This window comes from Planosporangium mesophilum, from assembly GCF_016863255.1.
Classification (GTDB): domain Bacteria; phylum Actinomycetota; class Actinomycetes; order Mycobacteriales; family Micromonosporaceae; genus Planosporangium; species Planosporangium mesophilum.
The window spans coordinates 32,665-59,525 of sequence record NZ_BOON01000058.1 but is presented as its reverse complement, the minus strand read 5'-3'; the positions used below and the strand labels follow the sequence as shown (position 1 = coordinate 59,525).

The window sequence follows — 26,861 nt, the reverse complement described above, 5'->3', positions numbered from 1 at the left end:
CAGCGGACCTCCTCAACTCGGGTTCGGCTGGTAAGGCAGCAGGAACCGCCGCAGCACCCGGCCGAGCGCCATCCGCATCGCCCGCAGCGCGATCGCGAAGCCGCTGGCCGACCCGCTCGCGCCGACCTGGTCCGGGGACAGGCCCCGGTCGGCGGCGTCGATCCGGGTCTGCATGGTGGTCGCGAAGTCGCGCATCAGCACGGCGGTGACGTCGGAGATCATGCCGCGGCCGTACTGGGCGGCCGCCCCGGACAGTCGCAGGTCCTGGGTCACGTCGACCCGGGTACCGCCGCGCGCGGGGTACAGGGTCGCGGTGACCAGCATGGCGGCCTGGCCCCGGCCCTTGGAATCGGATCCGGCGGCGTCGACCACGATGCGCTTGCCCCGGTCGTCGCGCTCCTTGATCTGGGCGGTCCCGGCGAACTGCAGCTTGACCGGCCCCATCCGGACGGCGACCGTGCCGAGGTACCTGTCGTCGCCGAGGTCCTCGGTCAGCGCCGCGCCGGGCAGGCACGCCGCCACCTGCGGGATGTTGTCGAAGAAGCGCCAGACCTTGTCGACGGGCTGGGCCACCTCGAAGCCGTTCTTGATCAGCATCAGGCCTCCTGCGTGCTGAGGTGGGCGTGCGGGTCCTTCGCGAAGGCGTCACGGCAGCCGACGCAGCAGAAGTGGTACGTCGCGCCGTCGTAGGAGAATGGGTGGCTCGACGCGTCGGCGCGGACGGTCATGCCGCAGACCGGGTCACGGACGTCGGTCGCGACGGCAGCAGCGGCGGCCACCGGGGCCGCCGGGGGCGTGAGCTTGCCGGCGACCCGCAGCTGTACCAGCTGCGCGAGGACCGCCACCGCGATCTCGCGGTGCGAGGTGGGGCCGAGGTCCAGCCCGACCGGTACGTGCACGCGCTCGAGCAGGTTCCGGGGGATCCCGCGCTCGGCCAGGTAGCCCAGGACCGCCTCGCCACGCTTGCGGGAGGCGACCAGCCCGACGAACGCGGGGTACGCCGACACCGCGTTCTCGATCGCCTCTTCGTCGCCGTGCCCCTGCGTGGCGATCACGACGATCGAGCGGGCGTCCAGGTCGGCCGCGGAGAAGTCGGGTCCGTCCCGGACGTCCGCGCGCCACCCGAGGGCGCGCGCGAGGTCGGCCAGCGTGCCGACCATCGGTGAGCGGCCGACGATCGTCAGGTGCGGCGTCGGGACCACAGGTTCGATGTAGACGGTCAACGCGCCCTCACTCTGGCAGGAGATGGGGACCGCCACCATGCCCTCCGGTACGGCCCCGCCGAACGGGTCGCCCGCGCCGCCGAGCAGCAGCAGCCTGGGTGTCCGCTCGGCGATGACGCGCTGGGCCTCGCGTACCACCGCCGGCTCGGCGCAGGCGCCACCGATCCAGCCGTGGAGGTGCCCGGCCGTCGTGATGAGCGCCCGCGCGCCCGGCTGGCCCGAGGACGGGCCCTGGCGCCACACCACCGTCGCGAGCGCGAAATCCTCACCGCGCCGCGACAGCTCGCCGGCCAGGTCGAGGATGTCCCAGCCGTCGACCGGAGGGTTCACGGGTTCGCGGTTCATTCGTCGTCCGTCCTGACCGGTGGCGCGCCGGAGACGTCGTGGCGCTTCGTCAGGGCCTCGTACACCCGGTCCGGCAGCAACGGCATGTCGATGTTGCGGACGCCGGTGTCCCGGATCGCGTCCATCACCGCGTTGACGAACGCGGCCGGGCCGCCGACCGTCGCGCACTCGCCGACGCCCTTCGCGCCGATCGGGTGGTGCGGGGACGGCGTGACGACCTCGTGCAGCTCGTAGCCGGGGGTCTCCCAGGCGGTGGGCAGCAGGTAGTCCATGTAGTTCGAGCCCACGCAGTTGCCCTGGGCGTCGAAGGTGATGAACTGCATGTTGGCCATGGCGTACGCCTCGGTGAGGCCGCCCATGATCTGCCCTTCGACGATCATGGGGTTGATCCGGACACCGCAGTCGTCGACCGCGACGACGCGCAGCACGTCCCAGACGCCGGTCTGCGGATCCACCTCGACCGTCGCGATGTAACAGCCGAACGGCCAGGTCAGGTTGGGCGGGTCGTAGTAGGCGACGTTCTCCAGTCCGGGCTCCATGCCGTCGGGCATGTTGCTGTACGCGGCGATCGCGCACTCCTGGATGGTGACGCCGTGGTCGGGCGCGCTGCGGACGTAGAAGCGGCCGAGCTCCCACTCGATGTCCTCTTCGGACACCTCGAGCAGGTGTGCGGCGAGCTTGCGGGCCTTCGCCCGTACCTTGCGCGCCACCATCGAGACGGCCGCCCCGGCGACCGGGGTGCTGCGCGAGGCGTAGGTGCCCATCCCGAAGGGCGCGGTGTCGGTGTCGCCCTCCTCGACGGTGATGTCCTCGGCCGGGATGCCCAGCTCGTGGGCGACGATCTGGGCCCACGTCGTCTCGTGCCCCTGGCCCTGGCTCTTGGCGCCGGTACGCAGGATCGCCTTGCCGGTGATGTGCACCCGCAGCTCGGCGGAGTCGAACATCTTGATGCCGAGGATGTCGTACTCGCGGCTGTTGCCGGCGCCCAGCGGCTCGGTCATCGTCGAGATGCCGATGCCGAGCAGGCGACCCTGCTTGCGCGCCTCCTCCTTCTCCGTGAGGAAGTCCTGGTAGCCGATCGCTTCCAGGCCGACGTCGAGACACTTGCCGTACTGGCCGGAGTCGGTGAGGAACCCCCATGGGGTGCGGTGCGGGAAGTCGTCGTCGCGTACGAAGTTGCGGCGCCGGAACTCGGCCTGGTCCATGCCGAGATCGTCGGCGGCGGCCTGCACCATGCGTTCCTGGAAGTACATCGCCTCGGTGACCCGGAACGAACACCGGTACGCGACGCCGCCGGGCGCCTTGTTGGTGTAGACGCCCCGGTTGACCAGGTGCGCCACGGGGATGTCGTAGCAGGAGAAGGCCGAGTGCAGCAGCCCGATCTTGAACTTGCTCGGCTGGGCGTCGGAGAAGAACGCCCCGTGGTCGGAGTCGGTGTACATCCGTACGCCGAGAATCTTGCCGTCGTTGCGCAGCGCCATCTCGCCGCGCAGGTAGATGTCGCGCCCGAAGCCGGTGGAGATCAGGTTGCCGGTCTTGTCCTCGATCCACTTGACCGGCCGCTCCAGCAGGATGGAGGCGAGGATCGACGCGACGTAGCCCGGGTACACCGGCACCTTGTTGCCGAAGCCGCCGCCGAGGTCCGGGGACACGATGCGGATCATGTGCTCGGGCAGCTCCGCGACCAGCGCCACCGCGGCGCGGATGATGTGTGGCGCCTGCGTGGTCATGTAGACCGTGAGCTTGGACGTCGACCGGTCGAAGTCGGCGATCGACCCGCAGCACTCGAGCGGGGAGGGGTGCGAGCGTGGGTAGTGCAGGTCGAGCGTCGACACCACGTCGGCCTGCGCGAAGGCCCGGTCGGTGCCCGCCTTGTCACCGACCTCCCAGGTGAACACGACGTTGTCGGGCTGGTTCTCCTTGTCGTCGCGGATCACCGGCGCGCCCTCGGCCACCGCCTGGGCCGGGTTGACGATCACCGGCAGCGGCTCGTACTCGACGACGATCGCCTCGCACGCGTCCTTGGCGATGTACGGGTCGTCGGCGACCACGCAGGCGACCTCCTGGCCCTGGAAGCGCACCTTGTCCGTGGCCAGTACCGCCTGCGTGTCGTAGGACAGCGTCGGCATCCACGCCAGGTTGCGGGCCGCCATCATGTCGCCGGTCAGGACGAGCCTGACCCCGGGGATCTGCCAGGCCTTGCTGACGTCGATCGAGGTGATCCGGGCGTGCGCCAGCGGGCTGCGCAGGATCTCCATGTGCAGCATGCCGGGCAGGACGATGTCGTCGACGTAGCGGCCCTTACCGCGGACGAAGCGGTTGTCCTCGACGCGCTTGCGGCTCGCGCCCAGCCCGCCGATCTTTATCTCGTCCCGTGCCTGCGTCACGATGATCGCTCCCGTCTCGCTCAGGTTCCGGCCTGCGACTGAAGCTTCCTGGCGGCCCACAGAATGGACTTCACGATGTTCTGGTAGCCGGTGCAGCGGCAGAGGTTGCCGGACAGCGCCCACCTGACCTCGTCTTCGGTCGGGTCAGGGTTGGTCTCCAGCAGCGCCTTGGCGGCCAGCATCATGCCTGGCGTGCAGAAGCCGCACTGCAGGCCGTGCTCGTCGGAGAAGCCCTCCTGGATCGGATGCAGCTCGCTCGGGCCGGCCAGGCCCTCCACGGTCGTGACCTCGTGCCCGTCGGCCTGCACGGCGAGCATGGTGCAACTCTTGACCGGCTGCCCGTCCAACAGCACGGTGCACGCACCGCAGTTGGTGGTGTCGCAGCCGACGTGGGTGCCGGTGAGGGTGAACCCCTGTCGCAGCAGGTGGGCCAGTAGCAGCCGAGGTTCGACGTCGGCCGTGCGCTTCGCGCCGTTCACCGTGATGCTGACCCGCCGTACCGGCACGTCAGCAGCCGGCTCTTCCCGGATCTCCTCGTACAGGCCGGTCATGTCAGGCTGCCTTCCTGGTTGGCTCATTGACGCCGGTCAGGATGCGCTTCACGAAGGTGCGAACGACCTGGCGCTTGTACTCCGCGCTTCCCCGGTGATCGGTCCGGGGCTGGGCGGCCCGGGCGGCCAGGTCGGCGGCGTCGCCGATGGTGCGGGCGGTGAGCGGGTGCCCGACGAGAGCCTGCGCGGCTTCGACGGCGTTGATGGTCGCGCCGCCCACGCCGGTCAGTGCGATGCCGGCCCGGGTGACGACGCTGTGGGACCGTTCGACGGCGACGGCGACGGCCACCGTGGCGAAGTCGCCGACCCGCCGCTCCAATTTCAGGTACCCGCCGGCGGGCTTGCCGTGCGGAGCCGGGATGACGGCCTCGACCGCGATCTCGTCGTACCCGAGAGCGTTCTGGAACGGGCCGGTGACGAACTGCGCCATCGGGATGCTGCGCCGCCCGCCGGCTCCCTGCGCGACGACGTGGCCGCCCAGCGCGGTGACGACCGAGGCCCAGTCGCCCTGCGGATCGGCGTGGCACAACGAGCCGACCAGCGTGCCCCGGTTGCGAACCATGGGGTCGGCCACGAGCGGAGCGGCCGCGGCCATCGTCGGTTGCCGGGTCGGCAGGACCGTCGAGCGCTCGAGGTCGGCGTGCCGGCACAGCGCACCGATGCGGGTGGTGCCGTCGGGGTCGACCGTGTGGTAGCCCAGCCCCGGCAGGTCGTTGATGTCGACCAGCAGTTCCGGTGCGGCGAAGCGCAACTTCAGCAGCGGTACCAGGCTCTGACCACCGGCGAGGACCTTCGCCTCGCCGCCGCCCTCCTGGAGCAGGGCGATCGCCTCGTCGATCGAGCGCGGTGACTCGTAGCGGAACCGGGACGGATACATCCTGCCTCCTGGTCAGCTCTCGCGTGGCGTGAAGTAGGAGGGGTCGGCCACCGCCTGCGGCATCGACTCCGCCTCCGGATCGGGCCGGGGTTGCTGGTGCGGCGGCCACGGTCCCCGCACCGGCTGGGCGGCCACCTTGAGGTACTCGACAAGCTGCGGGAAGGCCCACATCGTGGGGCTCTTGCCGGTCTTCGGCGCGTTCTCGATCAACTCGTACAGCCGTGGGTTGCCCTGGTGTCCGCTCGATTCGACCGCCATGACGACGCCCTCCTCGGACCGTGCCCTATGGGTGCTGTCGCAGGTAGTGCGCGTCATCGTGCGCCCCCCTTCACGAACCCGCAATCGATGATTAAAGAAGTCCTTAAGTCACTGTCCGGCCGCGCGGACGGGCGGCGGCCCGGCTCACCTCATCGCGGAGGTCGTGGTTGACAAATGCCGGGACCGGGGGCCCAATGAATCTCCCGGGCAGTGGTCGTACCGGAACGAGAGGGGCCGAACATGCAGCTGCCGGCCCCGTTCGACTACGAGCGGGCGACGAGTGTCGACCACACCATCCAGCTGCTCGACCGGCTCGGCGGTACGGCACGCATCGTGGCCGGCGGGCACAGTCTGCTGCCGATGATGAAGCTGCGGCTGGTGCACGTCGAGTACCTGATCGACATCAACGACCTGCACGGCGAGCTGGGCTACATCCGCGTGGAGCCGACCCGGATCCGGATCGGGGCGATGACACGCCACCGCGAGCTGCTCGACAGCCCCGAGCTACGCCGGGCGCTACCGATCTTCCACGACGCGGAGCGGGTCATCGCCGATCCGCTCGTCCGCAACCGCGGCACGATCGGCGGGTCGCTGTGCCAGGCCGACCCGTCCGAGGACCTCTCCGCGGTGTGTACGACCCTGAACGCGAGCTGTGTGATCCGCGGGCGCGGCGGTGAACGGGTCGTGACCATGGCCGAGTTATACCGTGGCCCCTACGAGACCGCGGTCGGTCCCGCCGAGATCCTCACCGAGATCCGCATTCCGTTGCGGGCAGGCGGTTCCAGCGCCTTCGAGAAGGTCGGGCGCCGTGCCGGCGACTGGGCGGTGGTGTCCTGCGGCGTCGCCGTCTGGCTGGACGGCGCTGTGATCACCGATGCCCGGGTCGGGCTCGCGGCCGTGGGGCCGAACACGACCGGGATCCCCGCGGTCTCGCAGGCGCTGCGTGGCCGGGCGCCGTCGGAAACGCTGTTCGCCGCGGCCGGCGCCATCGCGGCGGAGTACTGCACGCCCGTCGACGACCAGCGGGGAAGCGTCGACTACAAGCGCCACCTCGCGGCCGAGCTGACCCGGCGGGCACTGCGGCGGGCGGTTGCCCGCATCGACGGCCGGGAGTTGTGAGCGTGCAGCTCACGATGACGGTCAACGGCGAGGAGGTGACCGCCGAGATCGAGGGTCGCCTGCTGCTGGTGCACTTCCTGCGCGACCACCTCGCGCTGACCGGTACCCACTGGGGGTGCGACACGAGCAACTGCGGTGCCTGCGCGGTGTGGCTCGACGGTGAGCCGGTGAAGTCGTGCACCGTGCTGACCGCCATGGCCGCGGGCCACGAGGTGCGTACCGTCGAAGGGCTGGAGCAGTTCGGCGAGCTCGACGCCATCCAGCGCGGCTTCATGGAGTGCCACGGGCTGCAGTGCGGATTCTGTACGCCGGGGATGCTGATGACGGCCCGCGCCCTGCTCGATCTCAATCCAAGCCCCTCGGAGCAGGAGATCCGGGAGGCCATCTCCGGCCAGATCTGTCGCTGCACCGGCTACGCCACGATCGTCCGCTCGGTCCAGTGGGCCGCCGCCGAAGAGGCCGGCGCCCGGACGTCGATCATCGACGCCGGTACGCCATGAGCACCGAGTTCGTGGACAACGACCGTAAACCGGTGGGCTACGGCCGGATGCTGCGCAAGGAGGACCCGCGGTTCGTCCGCGGCAAGGGTCGCTTCATCGACGACGTCCAGCTGCCCGGCATGCTGCACCTGGCGCTGCTGCGCGCGCCGATCGCGCACGGACGGATCCTGGGCGTGGACACCACCGCGGCCGAGGCGCACCCGAAGGTGAAGCTGGTCGTCACGGGCGCGATGCTCGCCGAGCGTGGCCTGGCCTGGATGCCGACCATGTCGGGCGACGTGCAGGCGGTACTGGCCACCGACAAGGTCCGCTTCCAGGGCCAGGAGGTGGCCTTCGTCGTCGCCGAGGACCGCTACGCGGCCCGGGACGCGCTCGAACTCATCGACGTCGAGTACGAGCAGTTGCCGGCCGTCGCGAACGTCCGTACCGCGCTCGACCCGGCCGCGCCGGTGATCCGCGACGATCTCGCGGGCAAGACCGACAACCACTGCTTCGACTGGGAGACCGGCGACAGGGCCGCGACCGAGGCGGCGTTCGCCGACGCGGACGTGGTCGTCAGCCAGGACATGGTGTACCCCCGGGTCCATCCGGCGCCGCTGGAAACCTGCGGCGCGGTGGCCGACTACGACGCGGTGGACGGCGGGCTCACGTTGTGGTGCACGACCCAGGCGCCGCACGCCCACCGGACGCTGTACGCGCTCGTTTCCGGCCTTCCCGAGCACATGATCAGGGTGATCTCCCCGGACATCGGCGGCGGCTTCGGCAACAAGGTGCCGATCTATCCGGGGTACGTCTGCGCGATCGTCGCGTCGCTGCTCACCGGCGAGCCGGTCAAGTGGACGGAGGACCGCTCCGAGAACCTCACCAGTACCGCCTTCGCCCGCGACTACATCATGCACGGTGAGCTCGCGGCCACCCGGGACGGCAGGATCCTCGCCATCCGCACCCGCGTGCTCGCCGACCATGGTGCCTTCAACGGCGTCGCGGCACCGACGAACTACCCCGCCGGCTTCTTCGGGGTCTTCACCGGCAGCTACGACATCCGGGCCGCCTACTGCGCGATGACGGCCGTCTACACCAACAAGGCCCCCGGCGGCGTCGCGTACTCCTGCTCGTTCCGCATCACCGAAGCCGTCTACCTGATCGAGCGCCTGGTCGACTGCCTGGCCTTCGAGCTGGAGCTGGACCCCGTCGAGCTGCGCCTGGCGAACCTGCTCAGGCCCGAGCAGTTCCCGTACACGACCAGGACCGGGTGGGTGTACGACTCGGGCAACTACGAGGCCACCCTGCGCGAGGCGCTGAGGATCGCCGACTACGACGGGCTGCGACGCGAGCAGCGGGACAAGCGCGCGCGGGGCGAACTGATGGGGATCGGCGTCTCCTTCTTCACCGAGGCCGTCGGCGCCGGGCCCCGCAGGGACATGGACATCATGGGCCTCGGCATGGCCGACGGCGCGGAACTGCGCGTACACCCCACCGGTAAGGCCGTCCTGCGGGTGTCCTGCCAGACGCAGGGACAGGGCCACGAGACGACGTTCGCGCAGATCGTCGCCGAGGAGATCGGCATCCCGCCGGCGGACATCAAGGTCGTGCACGGCGACACCGACCAGACTCCGTTCGGCCTCGGTACCTACGGCAGCCGCTCCACCTCCGTGTCCGGGGCCGCGGCGGCCATGGTCGCCCGCAAGGTACGGGACAAGGCCCGGCTCATCGCCTCCGCGATGCTGGAGATCTCGGTCGCCGATCTCGTATGGGACAAGGGCTCCTTCGCCGTCGTGGGCGACCCGACCTCGTGCGTCACCATCCAGGACATCGCCATGCACGCGCACGGCACCGGTGAGCTGCCCGACGGCGTCGAGGGCAGCCTCGAGGCGCAGGTCCACTACAACCCGGAGAACCTCACCTACCCCAACGGCGCGTACATCTGCGTCGTCGACGTGGACCCCGACACCGCGGTGGTCACCGTACGGCGGTTCGTCGCCGTCGACGACTGCGGTACCCGCATCAACCCGATGATCATCGAAGGGCAGGTGCACCGTGGCCTCACCGACGGCGTCGGCATGGCGCTCATGGAGATGATCGCGTTCGACGACGACGGCAACTGCCTCAGCGGATCGCTGATGGACTACCTGCTCCCCAGCGCCCTGGAAGTGCCGGACTGGCAGACGGGGTTCACCGTGACCCCGTCGCCGCACCACCCGATCGGAGCGAAGGGGGTGGGGGAGTCCGCGACCGTCGGCTCGCCCCCGGCCGTGGTCAACGCGGTGATGGACGCGCTCAAACCGTACGGCCTCCGCCACGCCGACATGCCGCTGACGCCGTCACGGTTGTGGGAGGCCATGCGCGGCAACCCGCAACCGCCTGTCTGATGTCAGCGTCGCTGTTCAGGTCCAGAGCGTGACGTGGATCGACGGCTTGAAGTGGCCCACGGTCACCCCGGAGCCACGCAACATGGCCTGGATCGCGCGGGGTGTGGTGACGAACCGCGCCAGTTCGGCCGCCGCCGGCGGCGCCTGCTGCGCCGTGAGGGTGAGGATGCTCCAGGTGCCCTGGGCCTGGAGCGAGACCCGCCGGAGGTCGCCATGTACCAGGTCCTGTGCGACGGCGAACGACACGGCCAGGGCCAGCCCCTTGCCGCGCTTGGCTTCGTCGACCGCCGCCGCGGAACTCTGGAAGATGCGCTGGTGGTCCTCGGGTACGTTGACCCGGCGCAGGATGTCCGGGATGACGCCCGTCTGGTAGGCCGCTGACGGGCCGAGCAACCATGTCTGCTCCCTGAGCGCGTTGATGCCCGGCTGGAGCCTGGTGATCGGGTGGTCCGGTGCCGCCACGGCGACGACCTGATAGTTCAGGAAATGGGTACTGACGATCGAGGCGTCCACGCTGGCCGGTCGTGGACCGATCACCGCGTCGACCGCACGGGTCAGTAGGAGCGACTCGAAACGACGGGGGTCGTGGCTGCTGAGCTCGACGTCCAGATCGTTCGCGCGGTCGGCGAACAGTTCGATCAGGCCGGGCGCGGCGTGCTCGGCGAACAGAGCCTCCGTGGCCACCCGGAGCAGCCGCCGGCCACCGCCGGCCTGGCGTACCTCGATGATGGTGCGATCCTGCAGGTTGAGCAGCTCGGTCGCCCTACTGGCGAGACGCAGTCCGCCGGGGGTGAAGGCCAGCCCCGAGGACGTACGGACGAACAGCCTGTCGCCGAGTTCCCGGCGTAGTTGACCGATGTGGAGGGAGACCGCGGCCTCGGACACCTGGAGATCCGCTGCGGCGTGCTTGACCGAACCCAGCCGGACCACCGCGGCGAAGGCGCGTAGTTGGGTCGGCGTCACACCGTCTCCTCAGCCGCAGCGACGACTGACCGGACCCCCGTGCCAGATCCGCATTCTACGGCGTGTAGCCGATTTCTCGGCTGCACCGGCGCTCCTCGACCCTGCCCGCCGGCGGCGAGCAGGGTCGCGCCAGGCTTTACGCGTCCACTGATATGTCACCCGGTCGGGCGTCGGTCACCGCGCGGGCGTGCGCGGTGGCGGCGCCGGTACGCACCATGCGGTGCCAGCGCAGCCGGCCGCCCAGCAGCGCCATCACCGTGGACTGGAAGACGACCAGATACATCAGCTGCCGGTACACGATCTGCTGCAGCGGCAGGCTCCACAGCGGGCCGTAGCTTTCGCGGTCCAGGCGCAGGGCCAGACCGGCGGTGAGCATCTGGACCAGCACGAACCCGGCCCACACCGTGGCGGTCTTGGTCAGCGGCAGGAACAACAGGCCGTACAGGCCGTACGCGTCGACCATCGGCGCCGACAGCGGCAACAGGACCTGGAACAGCACCAGGTAGCTCAGGCCCCGCCGGCCCAGCCTGCCCGCCGCGCCGCCCTGGACCAGCGCGCGGCGGTGCTTCCACATCGCCTGCATGGTGCCGTAGCACCAGCGGTACCGCTGCCGCCACAACTGCCGCAGGCTGGCCGGCGCCTCGGTCCACGCGACCGCGTCGGAGGCGTAGACCACCCGCCAGCCGGCCCGGATCACGGCCATCGTGAAGTCGGTGTCCTCGGCCAGGGTCTGATCGGAAACCCCGCCGACGTCCATCACGGCCGCCCGCCGGAAGGCGCCGATCGCGCCGGGCACGGTCGGCATGCAGCGGCCCAGGTCGAACATCCGACGGTCCAGGTTGAACCCGATCACGTACTCCAGATGCTGCCACCGGCCCAGCAGCCCGTTGCGGTTGGCGACCTTGGTGTTGCCCGACACCGCCCCGACCTCGGGGTCGTGCAGCGGCTGGACCAGCCGTCCGATCGAGCCGGGCCCGAAGACGGTGTCCCCGTCGACGAGCACCAGCAGGTCACCTCGCGCGTGGTGGATCCCGTTGTTGAGTGCGGCCGGCTTGCCGGCGTTGGCCTGCCGGATCACGTACACGCCGGGCAGCCGCAGCCGCTCCACGATCTCCGCGGTGCCGTCGGTGGAGCCGTCGTCGACCACGATGACCTCGACCTGCGGGTAGTCGCTGGCGACCAGTGACCGGACCGTCGCGGCGATGTTGGCCGACTCGTTGTAGGCCGGCACGATCACCGATACCGGCCCCAGGTAGCGCAACGGCTCGCGCCTCTGGCGACGTTCCCGGCGCACGTGCAGCCAGGCGCACCACACCTGCGCCAGCAGGCGCAGGCCGGCGAGTACGACCGCGACCACCATCAGTGCGGTCATCGCGCGGGCCATCCAGGCGCCCGCGAGCTGTGCCCAGCGCAGGGCCTGACCCCGCAGCAGTTGACCCATCGACGCCGGTGGTGCGCTGGTCAGGCCGAGCGCTCCGGAGACGGTGGTGAACCGGTACCCCTGCGCCTGCAGCCGCGGGATCAGTACCTCCAGGGCGGCCACGGTCTGCGACCGGTCCCCGCCGGAGTCGTGCATCATCACCACGGCACCGGACCCGCCGGCCGGCTGCGCACGGGACACGATCGCGTCGACCCCCGGCCGTTGCCAGTCGTCGGTGTCGTGGTCGGCCAGCACCACCAGATAGCCGGCCGACCCGATCCGTTGCAGCGCGGTGAAGTCGTCGCCGGTGACCGCGGCCGGCTCCGACGAGTACGGCGGGCGCATCAGCACCGGTACCTGCCCGGTGGCCGCGGCGATCGCGTTGCTCGTCAGGGTCAGCTCGAGGTCGAGTTGCCGGCCGGGCGTGCGACCGGGCTCGACGTGGGTGAAGGTGTGCGAGCCGATCTCGTTACCACCGGCCACCACCCGGCGCGCGATCTCCGGGTGCTCGTTGACCCGCGAGCCGACCTGGAAGAACGTGGCGTGGGCGCCGTGCCGGGCCAGCACGTCGAGGACCTTCGGGGTGTACCGCGGGTCCGGCCCGTCGTCGAAGGTCAACGCGATCGTCTTGGCCGGCATCGCGCGGCTGGTCACCGTCCGGTCCGCGCCGATCCGCTGGACCGGCGCACCGCCGGTGACCGCTGCCGGGGCGGCGTCAGCGGCGGATGTCGCGGCCGGGCCGGTGCCCGCCGCGCCCACGTGCGACACGTACCCGTTGAGGCACAGCACCCCGAGCAGTACCAGCATGAACAGGCACAGCAGCAGCCAGTGCGCCCGCGGTTCCCGTCTCGCCACATGCGCTGCCATCGTCACTTCTTCTTCGACGGGTGGGCGGCGGGGGTCTGCGTGGGTACCCGGCGGTGCGTGTTCGTGCTCTCGGGGGGAGCCGGGCTGGCCGTGGTGATGTCCGCTGCGGGTGCGACGGCCGGGCTGGGCACCATGGACGGCAGCCGTACGCCGGCGGCCGGCGAGGTGCCCTGTCGCGCTCGCCGCCCGAACCCGGCCGTGCCGGACGGATGGGGGGTCGCGGCGGCCTCCTGCGCCTGCCCGGCGCCCGATCCCGGAAGCCAGGGCAGGTGCCGCGGCCCCGCCCCGGTGAAGCCCGCCAGCAACGCCAGCAGCGTCAGGACCAGTACCACGCCACCGGCGGCGCCGGTGATCATGACGAAGCGCCGACGCCGGCCGGCGGTATCCACGAACACCGGCTCGGTGCTGCCTTTGTCTGTCTGCATTCCATGGCCTTGTCCCGGCCGATCCGCGGCCGTCTGATGTCCGCCCCGGTGGTTGGCTGGCCGTGCGGGGTGTGGTGGTCAGCGCTTGGGGTTCGCCTCGGGTTTCGAACCGTGGTCGGCGGGCGGACCGGTGGGGTGGTCCTTGCCGGCCTTCCCGCCGGGCTTGGCGGCGCCGCCGTCGGCGGGTGTGGCGACCAGGGCCTGGCAGAACGCATCGACCTTGTCCCTGCCGCCCGCGGCGGTGGCCAGGACGGAGAAGGCGGGGTTGTCGAGGGCCTTGCCATGCTCGGCCTTGTTGCCGGCTCCGTACGCGTGGCACAGCCCGACCAGTGACGGTGACGGAGCCTTGACCGCGTCGTTGCTCGTGGCGTCGTCACGGCCGGCCTCATGCGTGTGGCGCGACGACCCGGCGGTGGGGTGCGCCACGGTCAGCCCGGAGGAGGCCGACGGAGCGGGCCCGGCCAGCGGGTTCGGCAGCACTCCGGTGCTCGCGGCCAGCGCCACGCCGCCGGTTCCAGCGGTCACGGCAGCGATCGCCAGGACTTTGACCGTGAGGACCTTCAGCACGGCGGTTTTGACCATGTCCAGTCTTCCTGGTCGAGGGGCGGGGGTGAGGCAGGCGGTCTGGAACGCCGCCATGCTGACCCGCTCACGGGCCAGCTCGTCCGGGCGGCCGGGCGCGGCGGCCGCGGTCAGTAGAGCGGCCAGTGGCGGGTGACTGTCGCGTCCGGCTGTCGGGTCGCCCGCGAGTAGCTGCTCGGCCGTGCGGCGGTCGAGGCGAAGGGCAGTTTGGCTGATCATCTCGTTCCTGCTGGCGTCTTGGCACTCGCGTCTGTCACACCCTGAGGCGTCACAGCCGGGCCGGCGTACTGGTCGTGAGGGTGGGAGAGCTGGTCGAGGCTTTCGGCGAGCCGGCGCAGTCCGCGGTAGGAGGCGGTACGCACCGCGCCCGCCCGCTTGCCCAGCACCTTCCCGGTCGTCTCGGCGTCGAGGCCGACCACTACCCGCAGCAGTACCGCCTCGGCCTGGTCGCGGGGCAGCGTCCGGATCAGGGCCAGCGCCGCGTCCGTCGAGATCGAGTCCGAGGCACTGTCGGCGGTGTCCACCACGGCAGGCAACTCCACCAGGTCTTCGATCGGAGTGCTCACTGCGGGCCTACGACGCTGGTAGCGCAGGTGGTCCATGGCCCGGTTACGGCCGATCCTCGCGACCCACGCCCGGAACTCGTCCTTGCCCCGGAAGGTGCGGATGTCCCGTGCGACCTGAAGCCAGGTCTCGGAGGCCACGTCCTCGGCGTCGTCACCCAGCAGGGCCCGCAGGTAGCGCAGCAGGCCGGGCTGCACCGCCCGGTACAGGCCCCGGAACGCCTCCTCGTCGCCACCCTGCGCAGCAGCGAGAAGCGGGGACAGATCCGTCGGCCGGAGCGCTGCCGGCTCATGCGCTGTCACCGCAACACTCCAGCTCATCCCACAGAAACGTCACGTCGTCATGGCGCCACTGCTCGCCAAAACGTCACAGCGGGGACTATCGGGAGCTTTCGTGCCAGAGGTGTGGCTCTTCCCGGTGCAGGGTGCGGCTCGGGGCATATTTCCGGACTTGTCGTCTGACCCGGCAGTCACCGGCGCCGATCGGGTAGCGGCGAGTGTACGGACGGACCGCCGTATCGTGCCCGGCTGAGTACCGTGACCGGCCCATCTAGGCTGCGGTACTCATGCCCGACCCGCCCGCCGCCCCGGAAGCTGAGCACATGATCGAAACCGTCCAACCACTCAGCCGGGTCGGCATCACCGCCACCGGGTCGTACCTGCCGGAGCGGGTCCTCACGACGGCGGAGCTGCAGCGCGACATCGAGCGGGCGAGCGGGCTGCGGCTGCCGGAGCGGCTGTTCGAGGCGGTGAGCGGCATCGGCCGCAGGCACGTGGCCGCGCCCGACGAGTACGCCTCGACGCTGGCCGTACGCGCCGCGCGGCGGGCGCTCGCCGCCGCGGACCTCGACCCGCTCGACATCGACCTGCTGCTGTTCGCCTCGGCCACCCGGGACCTGGTGGAGCCGGCGACCGCGCACATCGTGCAGGCCGAGCTCGGCTCGCGGGCCCACGCGCTGGACCTGACCAACGCCTGCAACAGCTTCCTCAACGGCATCGACGCCGCCCGCACCTACATCCTGGCCGGCCGCGCCCGGCGGGTGCTGGTCGTCACCGGCGAGACCCCGACCCGGTCCATGCGTCCCCGGCTCGACTCCCTGACCCAGGCGCGGGAGGCCTTCGCCGGGTACACCTTCGGCGACGCCGGCGCGGCGGTGGTGGTCGAGGCGGTCGAGGCGGGCGGGATCCTCGACGTGGACACCGACACCCACTCCGAGCACTGGACCGTCGGCGGCATTCCCGGCGGCGGATCCCGGCACCCGCGCGGGGACGAGTACACGTACTTCACCGGCGACGGGCGGGAACTGCGCGGCGTGTTCGAGAAGATCGGCACCTCGGTCCTGGAGGGCGTGCGCTACCGCACCGGCCTGGAGTGGGCCGACTACGCGCGGGTGCTGGTGCACCAGGTGACGGTGCCCTACCTGGACCGCTTCGTCGAGGTCACCGGCGTACCCCGGCACCTGCTCGAGATCACCGTCGCCGACCACGGCAACATGGCCAGCGCCACCCTCGGCGTACAGCTCGACCGGGTGTGGCCGTCCCTCGCGGCCGGGGACCGGGTCCTCTTCGTCGGGCTCGGCGGCGGCGTCAGCGTCATGACGATGGCGTGGGAGAAGGCGTGACCGGAGCGCTGTGGGTGGTCGTGCCCGCCTACGACGAGGCCCGGCGAATCCGCGCCACCCTCGACGCCCTCGCCTCCCAGTCCGATGTGGACTTTACGCTGCTCGTGGTGGACAACAACTCGCTCGACGGCACGGCCGACGTGGTACGCGAGTTCGCCGCGACCGCGCCGATGCCGGTACGGCTGATGATCGAGCCGGAGAAGGGCGTCGGCTGCGCGGTGGACACCGGTTTCCGGTACGCCATCGAGTCCGGTGCCACGCTGCTGGCCCGTACCGACGCCGACTGCCTGCCCCGCCCCGGCTGGGTGGCGGCCGCCCGGGCGGCCCTGAACGGCGGCGCCGGCATGGTGTGCGGCCGGATCACCGCCCGGCGCGACGAGAACGGCCCGCTCGCCCGGGCCGGGTTCGCCGTCGCGGTTGCGGTGGCCGCCGCGTTCGGCCGGCTACGCCCCGCGCACCGCGGCGAATATCTCGCCCCGTACCGGATGCACGCCGGCAACAACATGGCGATCACCGCCGAGCTGTACCAGCGCTGCGGCGGGATGCCACGCCGCCCGTCACCGACCGACCGGACGTTCCTCAACCGGGTCCGGCGCACCACGGCGTCCATCAGCCGCAGCCGCGACATGGTGGTGGAGAACTCCACCCGGCGGCTGCGGGCGTACGGCCTCGTCCGCACCGCGCGCTGGTACCTCGACGGCGGCAGCGGCGGCCTGAGCCCGGACCCGCGCTGATGCTCGACGGACTGGAAGCGGCGCTGCGCCGCAGTCACCCCGACCGGCCGGCGGTCCTCGGGCGCCGGGGCATCCGGCGCGGCGACCTGGCCGACCTCGCCGCCGGGTACGCCGGCGCACTCCACCACCGGGGCCTGGCGGCCGGCGACACCATCGGCGTGGCGGTACGGCCCGGCCCGCGGGCACTGGCCATCATGCTCGCGGCGTACCGGCTCGGACTGCGCGTGGCGGTCCTCGACCCGTCGGCCGGCCCCGACGTGCTCACCGCCCGGCTGGCGCTCGCCCGGCCCGCGCTCGTGGTCGCCGACGCGGCGGCCCAGGCGGTGGCGGGCTGGGCGCAGCGGCTCGCGGGCCGGGCCGGGCTCGCCCTGCCGGCGCTCGACCGGCTCGGCCCGGTCGTGACGGTCGGCCGCCGGCTGCCCGGCAGCGCACCCGCCCTGGCACCGCGCGGGCCTGCCGGAGTGCCGGACCGCTCGGACAGCGACGGCGACGCGGTCATCGTGTTCACCTCCGGCACCACCAGCCGGCCCCGGGCCGTGGTGCACACCCGCGCGAGCGTCAACGCCGGAATGGCCGCGGTCACCGGCCTGGTCGGCCCCCGCCCCGGTGACGTCGTGCTGGGCGGGACGTTCTTCGTGCTCGTACCGTCGCTCGCCGCCGGGGCGGCCGTGGTGCAGCCGGCCCGGTCGGCCCGCAGGCTCGCTGTACAACTGGACCGGGTACGGCCGCGGCACACGTACCTGACGCCGCCGCAGCTACGTGCCGTGCTCGACGCCGGTGCCCGCTTCACCGGATCCGTGTACAGCGGCTCCGCCCCGGTGAGCGCGGCGCTGCTGGGCCGGGTACGGGCGGCCGGTGCGACGGCCGCCTACGGCGTGTACGCGCTGACCGAACTGTTCCCCGCCGCCGCCGTCGAGGCGGCGGAGAAGGCCTCCTTCGACGGTGACGGCGACCTGATCGGCGCACCCCTCCCGGGTGTCGAGGCGTCGCTGGACGAGACCGGCCAACTGCTGCTCGCCGGCCCGTCGGCCGCACACCGGTACCTCGGTGAGGAGCCGCTGAACGCGGTGGCGACCGGCGACGTGGCCCGCCTCGACGCCGACGGCCGGATCGTGCTCGCCGGCCGGTGCAAGGACATGATCCTGCGCCGCGCCGAGAACATCTATCCGGGCCTGTACGAGCCGGCGCTGCACGTATCCGGGGTCAACCTGGCGCTGCTGGTCGGGGTGCCGGCCGGCGACGGCGACGAGCGGCTCGTCGCCGTGGTGGAGCCGCAGCCGGGCGCCGACGAGCGGGCCGTCCGGAAGTCGCTCACCGCGCCGCTGGCCCGGATGGGTGCGGCCCGGCCGGACGCGGTGGTGTTCGCCCCGGTGCCGGTGGCCGGCCGCTCCCGCAAACCGGACCGCGCCGCGGCGGCGGCGCTGGCGGCGAGGCTGACGGGGAGCGGTCGTGGGTAAGCGGATGCTTGCCCGGCGGGCCTGGGCACGGGTCATGGTGGCGCACCGCCGGTACGCGTCAGCAAACGGCGACGCCCTCGCCGGTGCGCTCACGTACGCCCTGCTGATCAGCGCCGCGCCGTTCGTCGCGCTGGCCACGCTGGTGCTCGGCGGGCTCGGCGTGAGCAGCCGTACCGTCGCCGCGTTGCTGCACCGCGCAGCCGGGGTCGTCCTGCCCGAACACGTCGCGGCGGCCGTCGACGGCATCCAGCCGGGGCCGGTCGCGCTGCGGGTCGTCCTCGTCGCCGCCCTGCTGTGGGGCTCGCTGCGGCTGGTCCGGGCGCTGCGCACGGGGGTACGGGCGATGTGCGGCCAGCCGGCCGGCAGCGGGAACCCGGTCCGTGACGCCGCCCGGGACGTGCTGCTGGGCGTGGTGCTGCTCGCGGCGATGGCGGTGGCGACCGTCGCCACCGCGCTCGCCGCCGGCGGCAGCGGGTGGGGGGTCCTGCTCAGTCTGCCGGTACTGGCCGTGCTGCTGGCTACGGCGATGGTGCGCTGCTCCTGGCGCGGCGACGGCCGCCCACGGTGGCCGGCCGCGCTGCGCGCCGCAGCGGGAGCCGCCGTCGCCCTGCACGTGCTGACCGTGGCGGCCGGCCCGTACTTCGCGGCGGCGTCGGCGCTGCACGCCACGCTGTACCGCTCGGCCGGAGCGGTCGTGGGTGTGCTGGTGTGGTGCAACATGGCCTGCCGGATCGTGCTGCGGGCCGCGGCGTGGGCGTCCACCGCCGACGCGGTACCCGCCCCGGTCCCGACGGCCGTGACCGGGCCGCTGTGGGTGGTGGTCCCCGCGTACAACGAGGCCACGAGCATCGGCGCGACCCTCGGCGCGCTCGCCCTCCAGACCGACCTCGACTTCTCGCTCGTGGTCGTGGACAACGCCTCCACCGACAGCACCGCCGAGCTGGTCCGCCGCTTCGGCTCAGGCGCGCCGTTCCCGGTGACCGTGCTGGACGAGGCCGAGCGCGGCGCGGGTACGGCCGCCGACGCCGGCTTCCGGTACGCGGTCGCGCACGGCGCCGTGCTGCTGGCCCGTACCGACGCCGACTGCCTGCCCGCACCCGACTGGGTGGCCCGCGCGAAGGCACTGCTGGCCGGGGGCGCGGAGCTGATCTGCGGGCGCAGCGTGCCGCGCCGCGACGAGCAGCCGACCCTCACCGAGCGGTACCTGTTCCCGGCCGCCGTGCGGATGGCGGCCTGGTACGGGCGGCTGCGGCCGGCGCACCGGCGTCCGGAGTACCGCGCGCCGTACGTGCTGTGCCACGGCCACAACCTGGCCATCACCGCCGACCTGTACCTGCGCTGCGGCGGCACCAGCCGCATCCCGCTGCACGCCGGCTCCGAGGACGTGGAGCTGCTCAACCGGGCCCGCCGGCACACCGACCGGATCGTGCGCGACGAGCGGCTCGTGGTCTACAACAGCCTGCGCCGGCTGCGCGCCTGGGGACCGCGCCGGACGCTGCTGTGGTACTGGGACCGCCGCTACCTCCCGGCCCACGAGGACGCGGCGCACGTCCGGGAGGTGGCCGCGTGACCGCCGCGCGCCGCCGTGACCGGGCCGTCTACACCCGCAGCCATCCCGCCCTGTTCGCGCTGCTGAGCCTGACCCGCTGTGCCCCGGTCGTCCGGATCGGACGGACGGTGCTCGTGCACGGCACGGATCAGTACCGGGAGGTCCTGACCCGGCTGCCGCTGGACCGGACCGCGACCGGCACCACCGGCGGCATCGCCCGCGAGGTGAGCGGAGGTGACGGCGTCCTGTTCGACCAGGCGGGCGCCGACCACCGCGGCGCCCGGCGGGCGCTCGCGGCCGCGCTGAACGCATCCGGGGTCGAGCGGCTGCGACCGCTCGGCCGGGAGGTCCTGGAGCGCCGGCTGGCCCCGCTCGCGGACGGCGGGTCGGTCGACGTCGTGGACGTCGCGCTCGAACTGGCGGGCGCCGTCACGGCCGAGCTGCTGGGCCTCGACCTCGCGCCGCGGCGGCTCGCCGACGCCGCCCGGGTGGCGGCCGCAGCGGCGGCCCGCGTCCACCTGCCCGGCCCGTTGGCCCGTCGGCACCGGTCCGCCGCCGCCACGGCGGCCGGGCAACTGTTGGCGCTGGTCGGCGACGAGCGCGCCGCGATGCTCGCCGTGGCGGCGGTCAACACGACCGCCGCGGCCATTCCCCGAGCCATAGCGTGGTGCGCCGACGACGGCCGGTGGCCGCAGGCCGCCGACCCGGCGACGCGCGAGGCCCTCGCCGATGAGCTGCTGCGGGTCCTGGCCCCTTCGCCTCTCCTGCCCAGGGTGGCGGGCGCCGACGGTACGCTCGGCGGCCGCCCGGTACGGGCGGGTGACCGGCTGATCCTGGTGGCCCGGCACGCCGCCCGCGCCCACGACCGGGACCCTTCCGTGTCCGCCGCGCAGCCGGCCGCTACCGCGCAGCTCGTCTTCGGCGCCGGACCGCACGCCTGCCCCGGTGCCCGGCTGGCCCGCGTCCAGCTCGCCGACGCCCTCGCCGCGTTCGCGCCGTACCGGCCGGTCGTGTCGCGGGCACGGGTCGACCGTCGCAGCGCCCTGCCCGGCTGGGCCGTCCTGGAGGTGTCGGCGTGCGCCTCGCCGTGACCGGGGCCAGCGGCTTCTGCGGCGCCGCGGTGGCCCGCGCCGCCGTGGCGGCCGGCTTCGAGGTGGTGTGCCTGGGCCGGCGCTCGGGGCCGGTGGGCCGCCACGTGCCGTGGGACGCAGCAGCCGACACCCCGGACCTGGCCGGCGCGGACGCGGTCGTGCACCTCGCCGCCGCGGTCGGCGACCCACCGCCGGGCGCCGCCGTCGAGGCGGCCTTCCGGCGGGTCAATGTGGACGGCACCGCCCGGCTGACGGCGGCGGCCGCCGGACGGCCCGTCGTGTACGTGAGCAGCGCGAGCGTGTACGCGCCGGGCCGGTACGAGCAGCCGCTCACCGAGGAGCACCCGATCGGGGGCCAGCGCACCGCGTACGGCCGGACCAAGGCCGACGGCGAGGCGCTCGCCCTGGCCGCCGGGGCGGTCGCGCTGCGGCCGCGCGCCGTGTACGGCCCCGGCGACCCGCACCTGCTGCCTCGGCTGCGCCGGGCGGTACGCGCCGGCGTGGCCCTGCTGCCCGGCCCGGACGCCATGCTCAGCCTGACCGCCGTGGAGAACCTCGCCGACGCCTGCCTGGCCGCGCTGGACTGGCCGCCCGGCGCGTACAACATCACGGATGCGACGGCGTACCGGCGAGACGACGCGGTCCGCCGGGTCCTTGACGCGCTGGGTACGCCGGCCCGGCTGGTGCACGTACCACCGGGCCTGGCCTACGCGGCGGCGTCGGCGGCGCGCCTCGCGGGCCGGCTGAGCTCGACCTCACCGACCCTCACCCGGTATGCGGTCGACCAGCTCGCCAACGGCGTGGTCCTCGACACGACCCGTGCGACCGCGCAAGGCTGGCGGCCCCGGTACGACCTCGACCGGTTCACCGCCTGGTTGTGCGGGGGCGGTCGCCGTCGCTGATGAGCGGCGCACGTCCGGGTAGGTCGGGAGATTCCGGGTAGTGACGAGTACCCAGGGTTTTGTTGAACGCTCAACCATGACACGGTATGGTTGCCCCGATTGTTGAAAGCTCAACTACCGGAGGAGTCGCTTCTCATGACCAACACCACGCTGCGTGACCTCGCGTTGCTCGTCGCCCGCCTCGGCCTGGGTATCGTGTTCGTCGCCCACGGCTGGCAGAAGTGGGCCACGTTCGGTCTGACGGGCACGGCCGGTGGATTTGAGAAGATGGGCATCCCCGCGCCCACCGCTGCGGCCGCGTTCGCCGCCACGGTCGAACTCGTGGGCGGCCTCGCGCTGATCCTCGGGGTGGCGGTGCCGATTGCCGGGCTGCTCCTCGCCCTGGACATGGCCGGCGCGTTCGTCCTCGTCCACGCGACCAAGGGCCCGTTCGTCACCGAAGGCGGCTTCGAGTTGGTGGTCGCCCTGGGCATCGGCGCGCTGCTGCTCGCCGCCTTCGGTGCCGGCCGGTTCAGCGTGGACGCGTTGGTCGGCCGGCTCCGCCGGTCGAAGCAGTCCGACCCGCAGGAGGTCGGCGCGTCCGCTGCCTGACCGTCGATCAGGGGCAGGGACCCGTACCTCGGCCTGCCGTCGGTGCCCCGCGTGGCCCGACGGCAGGCCGGCACCTGCGACCGCCGATGTCGGTTGGCCGACGGAAACCTGGATGACGCGAGAGCGTGCCCTAGCGTCGAACGTGAGCGGCAGCGCGTTGAGGAGGCGTCATGGAGATCTCGCCCGAGGTCGTCGCGGCAAAGGAGGCCCTGGAGGGTCCGCTGCTGCAAGCCGGCCTCATCACCGGCGTCGACTTCGGCCTGCGCGACGAGGAGACACCCGATCCCGAGGACCTTGCCCTACGGATCTTCGTCGCGGACGCCGAGTCCGTGCCCTTCGAGGTCCAGGCGGCGGTCGACACGTTCCCCTTCCCGGTCGTGGTGATCCAGCGGGTCTTCCAGCTCACCGCCCAGTTGCCGGACACCACCCGCTTCCGGCCGGTCATGGGCGGCAGCTCGGTCGCCGCGTCCCGCTTCGTCGCCACCGGCAGCGTGCACGTCGGTACCCTCGGGGCCGTCGTCCAGGATTCCTTAGACCCGTCGATCTTCTACGGGCTGAGCAACTTCCACGTGCTGTGCGTAGACCCGAACCGCGCGGTGGGCGACGAGATCGTCCAGCCCGAGCCCAGCCCACTCGGCTCGTTGCCCGGAGACCGGATCGGTACCCTCGCCGACTGGTCGTTCCCGGAGAACACGCCGAGCGGCCCGGTGGACGCCGCCATCTGCCGGCTCGAGCTCGACTCGGTGCCGGAGATCGTCGACATCGGACCGGTCTTCAAGACGGTTGACGCGACGCCAGGGATGCTGGTGACGAAGCGGGGCCGCACCACCGGCCAGACGTTCGGCATCGTCACCGGCACCGGTCTCAGCGTCATCCTCGACTTCCCCGCGTTCCCCGCGGTGGGGTTCGTGCCGACCACACTGCGGACCTTCACCAACCAGATCCACATCCGCGCCGACTTCCCACAGTCGATCGTCTTCGGTGAGAGCGGAGACTCCGGCTCGCTGGTGGTGGGGCCGGACAACCGGGCGGTCGGCCTGTACTTCGCCTCGGGCTCCACCAGTCTCGGCGACCCGCTGCGCTTCGGGGTGGCATCCCCCGCGGCCGTCGTCGAGACCGAGCTGGGCATCACCTTCTGACGCGCCGGGGCGCGCCCTCGGTCACCGGGTGGGCTCGGCCTGCGGCCCGAACGCGGTCAGGAACCGGTCGCGGAACGAATCCATCCGCCACACCGGGGCCCGCGGACCGGGCTTCAGGCCGTCCTGCCAACCCCACCCGGAGATCCGGTCCAGCACGGCCGGATCCTTGGCGACGATCGTGACCGGTACGTCCCGACTGGCGAACTCGCCGGTGACGACCGCGGGCTGGTGGTCGCCGAGGAAGACGAGGACGAGGTTGTCCTTGCCGTAGGTCTTCACCCAGGAGACGAGAGCGCTAAGGGAGTACGCGATGGAGCGCGCGTACGCGGTGCGGATGCGACCGGGGTCGCGCCACACGGAGGCCGGCTGGTCGGTGGAGCCGGCCACCGGGCCGAAGACCGAGCCGTCGCCGACGTCGTTCCAGTCGATCAGTTGCGGTACCGGCGCCCACGGGGCGTGGCTCGAGCTGAGGGGCGCCTCCACCATCAACGGGGCGCGGTCCGGCCTGCCGTACTCGAGGCGCTGGAAGGCCGACAGGGTGTACTGGTCGGGCATGGTGCCCAGGGTGAGCTTCGGGCCGTGGTAGCCGAGATCCTGCGCGGCGTAGACCTGGTCGTAGTGGTAGAACGTGTGGCCCTCCGGCCAGGCTCCGGCCGTACCGGGCATGACGCTGACCGTCCGCCAGTTCGCGCGCCGGAACGCGCCGGCGAGGGTCAGGCGGTCGGTGGTGACGAGCTGGCCGTAGCGCTGCTCGGTGTTGATCCACAATCCGGACTGGAGCGTGGAGTGGGCCAGCCAGCTCCCACCGCCGTACGTCGGTGAGGTCAGAAAGGCGCTCCGGGCGGTGAACCCGGCAGCGGTCAGCTCACGGGTACCGGCGTCGAGGACCGGGCCGACGATCCGCGCGAGCGCCGGGTCCTCGATCGCGGAACGGCCGTAGCTCTCGATGATGGGAAAGATGACGTCCTTGCCGCGCAGGGCGGTCAGCAACCGGTCGGCCGGAGTGTCGCGGAAGGCGTCAACCGTGGCCTGCCGGGCGAACACCGTCGGATCGTTCAGGCTCGCGTGCGCCAGGCGGGCGCTGTCGCCCACGACGGCGGCCGTGCTCCAGGAGGCGACCGGCAGGCCCGGGACGAGCTGGGCACCGAGCAGGGCACAGGCCAGCCAGACGACCCCGAACACCGCGACGGTACGGCCCGTGATGCTCCGGTGCCGGACCGCGATCCGGGTCAGGCGCAGCATCGAGCGCGTCAACAGGACGAACATGGCGGTGGCGGCAACCACGACGCCGACCGCGACCGCGACCGCCCGCCCCTCGCCGATCGACCTCCCCAGAGTATCCACGGCGTCACGGAGCAGCTTCGAGTCGATCACCGGGTCGAACGGCCGGCCGAGGGCTTCGTAGAAGCCCAGGTCGAGGATTTTCAGGACGGTCAACAGACCGAGGACGACGCCGACGGCCACCGCCGCGATCCGCCCCGAGCGCGCCGGTAGGACGAGCAGGAGCGCGACGACGACGAGGCCCTCCAGCGGGATCCGGACGAGCGCGGCCGGCGTGAGATGGGCGAGCCGGTCGGGGAGAACGAGGGCGATGAACACCAGCAGCCCGGCCAGGACGGTGGTCGCACGCTTGGCCGGCGTCGTCATCAGGCCGCTCCGGGGAACGTCGACGTCCGGTACCGGACCGGCTCGCCGGTGGTGCGGCTCGCCTTCGCCGCCAGGTACCGGGCATTGGTCGGGGAGGCGTACACGCCGGTCGGCACGCGCCCGGTCACGGTCACCCCGAGCCGGCTGAGCTGTTCGTCCTTGTCCGGGTTGTTGGTCAGCAGCGCGCAGCGCCGCACGCCCAGGGCGGCGAGCATCTGGGCCGCGGCGGTGTAGTCGCGCTCGTCCTCGCCGTGACCGAGCGCCACGTTCGCCTCGTAGGTGTCCAGGCCGCCGTCCTGCAGGGCGTAGGCGTCGAGCTTGGCGTACAGGCCGATGCCCCGGCCCTCCTGCCGCAGGTAGAGCAGGAAGCCGCCGACGGAGGCGATGCGTTCGACCGCCTCCCTCAGCTGCGGGCCGCAGTCACAGCGCTGGCTGCCGAACACGTCCCCGGTCAGGCACTCGCTGTGCGGACGGACCAGCGGCGCGGGCCCGTCCGCCGGCTGCGATCGCGCCCGGTCGCCGAGGCTCGCCCGGTCGCCGAGGCTCGCCCGGTCGCCCAGGCCGAACGCGAGATGTTCCCGGCCGTCCACCAACCCGTTGAAGGAGAACACCCGCGCGGTCGTGGCGTACCCGTCGGGAAACCGCAGCGGTACCGTCACCTGCGTCCGGACCGTTGCGACGGGCGGTGTTTGGCTCATTGCTCTCCTTCGTTCGGCCGGCTCTTCCGTGGAAACATCAGCACGCAGGCGCCGGGAAGGCTCGCGACGAGCACCAGCGCCCCGTACACCACCGCGGTTGCGACTCCCTGCGCGACGGTCAGGCCGGCGGCGCCGAACGCCCACGCGGCCACGCCCTCGCGCGGCCCCCAACCGCCGACGTTCAGCGGCAGCCCCATGGCCAGCAGCGCCAGCAATGTCAGCGGCACCAGCTGGGAGAGGGGCGCGCCCGAGCCCGCCGTACGCGCCGCGATGACGAACGTCGCCAGGTGGCCCGATACGACCACGACGGAGGCCACCACGATGCCCGGCCAGTTGCGGCTCGCGAGCAGCCCGTCCCGGACGTCCGCCAGCGCCGTGCGGAGCGCCCGTGACAGGCGCCTGCTCGGCACGGCCCGGGCCAGGAGTACGGTCCCGAGGCCGGTCACCACCGTCACCGCGATCACTGCCGGCAGGTACGGCCGCACCGGTGACGGGTACGCGAGCAGCACGACGACCGCGATCGCGGCCTGGACGGCCTGCCCGGCGGAGCGTTCCCACACCACGGTCCGGACGCCACGGCCGACGTCGCCGACGTCCCGTCCGTGGCGTACCGCGCGGTGCACGTCGCCGAGCACCCCGCCGGGGAGCGTCGCGTTGAGGAACAGCGACCGGTAGCAGTGGGCTGCGGCGGCCCGCAGCGGCAGGTGCACCCCGAGGCCACGGGCGACCAGGCTCCACCGCCAGGCGCAGCAGTAGGTGGTCAGCACGCCGATCCCGAGCGCCGCGGCGAGCGTACCGGCGTCGATCAGGCGCAGGCCCGCGAGGAACGGGCCGGTGCCCAGCCGCCACAGCAGCACGGCGAGGATGCCCAAGCCCGCAAGCGGCCGGGCCCAGGCCCAGAACGTCGGTGTCAACACGGTGCGCAACAGGTCTCCCGGAAGGATCGTCTTATTGCCACACACGCATCGTCGGCGTCGCCGGT

25 protein-coding genes are annotated in these 26,861 nt (G+C 72.4%); 11 read left to right on the top strand and 14 right to left on the bottom strand.

Annotation, left to right across the window (positions count from 1 at the left end):
* Positions 1-12: 12 nt before the first annotated feature.
* The 6 genes from Pme01_RS26770 to Pme01_RS26745 are packed head-to-tail and all read right to left on the bottom strand — an operon-like array spanning position 13 to position 5,641.
* Complete coding sequence (locus Pme01_RS26770; protein ID WP_168117722.1) at positions 13-597, bottom strand: SRPBCC family protein; 585 nt, start codon at positions 595-597, stop codon at positions 13-15.
* Positions 597-1,568: an XdhC family protein gene (locus tag Pme01_RS26765; protein WP_168117721.1), complete on the bottom strand. Its 972-nt coding sequence runs from the start codon at positions 1,566-1,568 to the stop codon at positions 597-599. Before Pme01_RS26765 ends, Pme01_RS26770 begins: the two co-directional genes overlap by 1 nt.
* Entirely contained in the window at positions 1,565-3,955 is a 2,391-nt protein-coding gene (locus Pme01_RS26760; protein ID WP_203935890.1) for an aerobic carbon-monoxide dehydrogenase large subunit, read from the bottom strand. Before Pme01_RS26760 ends, Pme01_RS26765 begins: the two co-directional genes overlap by 4 nt.
* 20 nt (positions 3,956-3,975) lie before the next feature.
* Positions 3,976-4,506, bottom strand: a complete 531-nt coding sequence (locus Pme01_RS26755; protein WP_168117720.1) for a (2Fe-2S)-binding protein — start codon at positions 4,504-4,506, stop codon at positions 3,976-3,978.
* A 1-nt stretch (position 4,507) separates the two neighbouring features.
* Positions 4,508-5,383 (bottom strand): FAD binding domain-containing protein, encoded by an 876-nt coding sequence (locus tag Pme01_RS26750; protein WP_168117719.1) that lies wholly within the window; start codon positions 5,381-5,383, stop codon positions 4,508-4,510.
* A gap of 12 nt (positions 5,384-5,395) precedes the next feature.
* Positions 5,396-5,641: a hypothetical protein gene (locus Pme01_RS26745; protein WP_168117718.1), complete on the bottom strand. Its 246-nt coding sequence runs from the start codon at positions 5,639-5,641 to the stop codon at positions 5,396-5,398.
* Between the two features lie 240 nt (positions 5,642-5,881).
* Between Pme01_RS26745 and Pme01_RS26740 the strand changes: the two genes are divergently transcribed.
* From Pme01_RS26740 to Pme01_RS26730, 3 genes are read left to right on the top strand one after another with little or no spacing between them, the layout of a single operon-like run.
* Complete coding sequence (locus Pme01_RS26740; protein WP_168117717.1) at positions 5,882-6,760, top strand: FAD binding domain-containing protein; 879 nt, start codon at positions 5,882-5,884, stop codon at positions 6,758-6,760.
* A 2-nt stretch (positions 6,761-6,762) separates the two neighbouring features.
* Positions 6,763-7,260 carry a (2Fe-2S)-binding protein gene (locus Pme01_RS26735; RefSeq protein WP_275408571.1) on the top strand — a complete coding sequence of 166 codons (498 nt, stop codon included), beginning with the start codon at positions 6,763-6,765 and terminating at the stop codon, positions 7,258-7,260.
* On the top strand, positions 7,257-9,629 hold the full coding sequence (locus Pme01_RS26730) for an aerobic carbon-monoxide dehydrogenase large subunit (protein WP_168117716.1): 2,373 nt from the start codon (positions 7,257-7,259) through the stop codon (positions 9,627-9,629). Before Pme01_RS26735 ends, Pme01_RS26730 begins: the two co-directional genes overlap by 4 nt.
* 15 nt (positions 9,630-9,644) lie before the next feature.
* On the opposite strand, the gene Pme01_RS26725 is transcribed toward Pme01_RS26730, so the two are convergent.
* The 5 genes from Pme01_RS26725 to Pme01_RS26705 form a co-directional block, all read right to left on the bottom strand.
* Positions 9,645-10,592, bottom strand: a complete 948-nt coding sequence (locus tag Pme01_RS26725) for a LysR family transcriptional regulator (protein ID WP_168117715.1) — start codon at positions 10,590-10,592, stop codon at positions 9,645-9,647.
* Between the two features lie 136 nt (positions 10,593-10,728).
* Positions 10,729-12,879 (bottom strand): bifunctional polysaccharide deacetylase/glycosyltransferase family 2 protein, encoded by a 2,151-nt coding sequence (locus Pme01_RS26720; protein WP_168117714.1) that lies wholly within the window; start codon positions 12,877-12,879, stop codon positions 10,729-10,731.
* A 2-nt stretch (positions 12,880-12,881) separates the two neighbouring features.
* The gene (locus tag Pme01_RS26715) at positions 12,882-13,304 is read right to left on the bottom strand and encodes a hypothetical protein (RefSeq protein WP_168117713.1); all 423 of its coding nucleotides are present in this window, start codon (positions 13,302-13,304) and stop codon (positions 12,882-12,884) included.
* Between the two features lie 78 nt (positions 13,305-13,382).
* The gene (locus Pme01_RS26710) at positions 13,383-14,105 is read right to left on the bottom strand and encodes a hypothetical protein (RefSeq protein WP_168117712.1); all 723 of its coding nucleotides are present in this window, start codon (positions 14,103-14,105) and stop codon (positions 13,383-13,385) included.
* Positions 14,102-14,752, bottom strand: a complete 651-nt coding sequence (locus tag Pme01_RS26705) for an RNA polymerase sigma factor (RefSeq protein WP_239088487.1) — start codon at positions 14,750-14,752, stop codon at positions 14,102-14,104. Before Pme01_RS26705 ends, Pme01_RS26710 begins: the two co-directional genes overlap by 4 nt.
* Before the next feature lie 299 nt (positions 14,753-15,051).
* On the opposite strand from Pme01_RS26705, the gene Pme01_RS26700 reads away from it, so the two are divergent.
* From Pme01_RS26700 to Pme01_RS26665, 8 genes are all read left to right on the top strand, one after another.
* Complete coding sequence (locus Pme01_RS26700) at positions 15,052-16,071, top strand: 3-oxoacyl-ACP synthase III family protein (protein ID WP_168117710.1); 1,020 nt, start codon at positions 15,052-15,054, stop codon at positions 16,069-16,071.
* Positions 16,068-16,805 carry a glycosyltransferase gene (locus Pme01_RS26695; RefSeq protein WP_203935889.1) on the top strand — a complete coding sequence of 246 codons (738 nt, stop codon included), beginning with the start codon at positions 16,068-16,070 and terminating at the stop codon, positions 16,803-16,805. The genes Pme01_RS26700 and Pme01_RS26695 overlap by 4 nt, the downstream gene beginning before the upstream one ends.
* Positions 16,805-18,262 (top strand): class I adenylate-forming enzyme family protein, encoded by a 1,458-nt coding sequence (locus tag Pme01_RS26690; RefSeq protein WP_168117709.1) that lies wholly within the window; start codon positions 16,805-16,807, stop codon positions 18,260-18,262. Before Pme01_RS26695 ends, Pme01_RS26690 begins: the two co-directional genes overlap by 1 nt.
* Complete coding sequence (locus tag Pme01_RS31260) at positions 18,255-19,832, top strand: YhjD/YihY/BrkB family envelope integrity protein (RefSeq protein ID WP_239088486.1); 1,578 nt, start codon at positions 18,255-18,257, stop codon at positions 19,830-19,832. Before Pme01_RS26690 ends, Pme01_RS31260 begins: the two co-directional genes overlap by 8 nt.
* A complete protein-coding gene (locus Pme01_RS26680; protein ID WP_168117708.1) occupies positions 19,829-20,902 on the top strand; it encodes a cytochrome P450 family protein in 1,074 nt (357 codons plus the stop codon). The genes Pme01_RS31260 and Pme01_RS26680 overlap by 4 nt, the downstream gene beginning before the upstream one ends.
* A complete protein-coding gene (locus Pme01_RS26675; protein WP_168117707.1) occupies positions 20,887-21,804 on the top strand; it encodes an NAD-dependent epimerase/dehydratase family protein in 918 nt (305 codons plus the stop codon). Before Pme01_RS26680 ends, Pme01_RS26675 begins: the two co-directional genes overlap by 16 nt.
* A 135-nt stretch (positions 21,805-21,939) precedes the next feature.
* Complete coding sequence (locus Pme01_RS26670) at positions 21,940-22,395, top strand: DoxX family protein (protein ID WP_168117706.1); 456 nt, start codon at positions 21,940-21,942, stop codon at positions 22,393-22,395.
* A 170-nt stretch (positions 22,396-22,565) separates the two neighbouring features.
* The gene (locus Pme01_RS26665; protein WP_168117705.1) at positions 22,566-23,534 is read left to right on the top strand and encodes a chymotrypsin family serine protease; all 969 of its coding nucleotides are present in this window, start codon (positions 22,566-22,568) and stop codon (positions 23,532-23,534) included.
* Between the two features lie 21 nt (positions 23,535-23,555).
* Here the strand turns inward: Pme01_RS26665 and Pme01_RS26660 are convergent, their stop codons facing one another.
* From Pme01_RS26660 to Pme01_RS26650, 3 genes are read right to left on the bottom strand one after another with little or no spacing between them, the layout of a single operon-like run.
* A complete protein-coding gene (locus tag Pme01_RS26660) occupies positions 23,556-25,181 on the bottom strand; it encodes an LTA synthase family protein (RefSeq protein ID WP_168117704.1) in 1,626 nt (541 codons plus the stop codon).
* Entirely contained in the window at positions 25,181-25,879 is a 699-nt protein-coding gene (locus Pme01_RS26655; protein ID WP_168117703.1) for a GTP cyclohydrolase II, read from the bottom strand. The genes Pme01_RS26660 and Pme01_RS26655 overlap by 1 nt, the downstream gene beginning before the upstream one ends.
* Positions 25,876-26,805: a lysylphosphatidylglycerol synthase transmembrane domain-containing protein gene (locus Pme01_RS26650; RefSeq protein ID WP_239088485.1), complete on the bottom strand. Its 930-nt coding sequence runs from the start codon at positions 26,803-26,805 to the stop codon at positions 25,876-25,878. Before Pme01_RS26650 ends, Pme01_RS26655 begins: the two co-directional genes overlap by 4 nt.
* Positions 26,806-26,861: the final 56 nt, after the last annotated feature.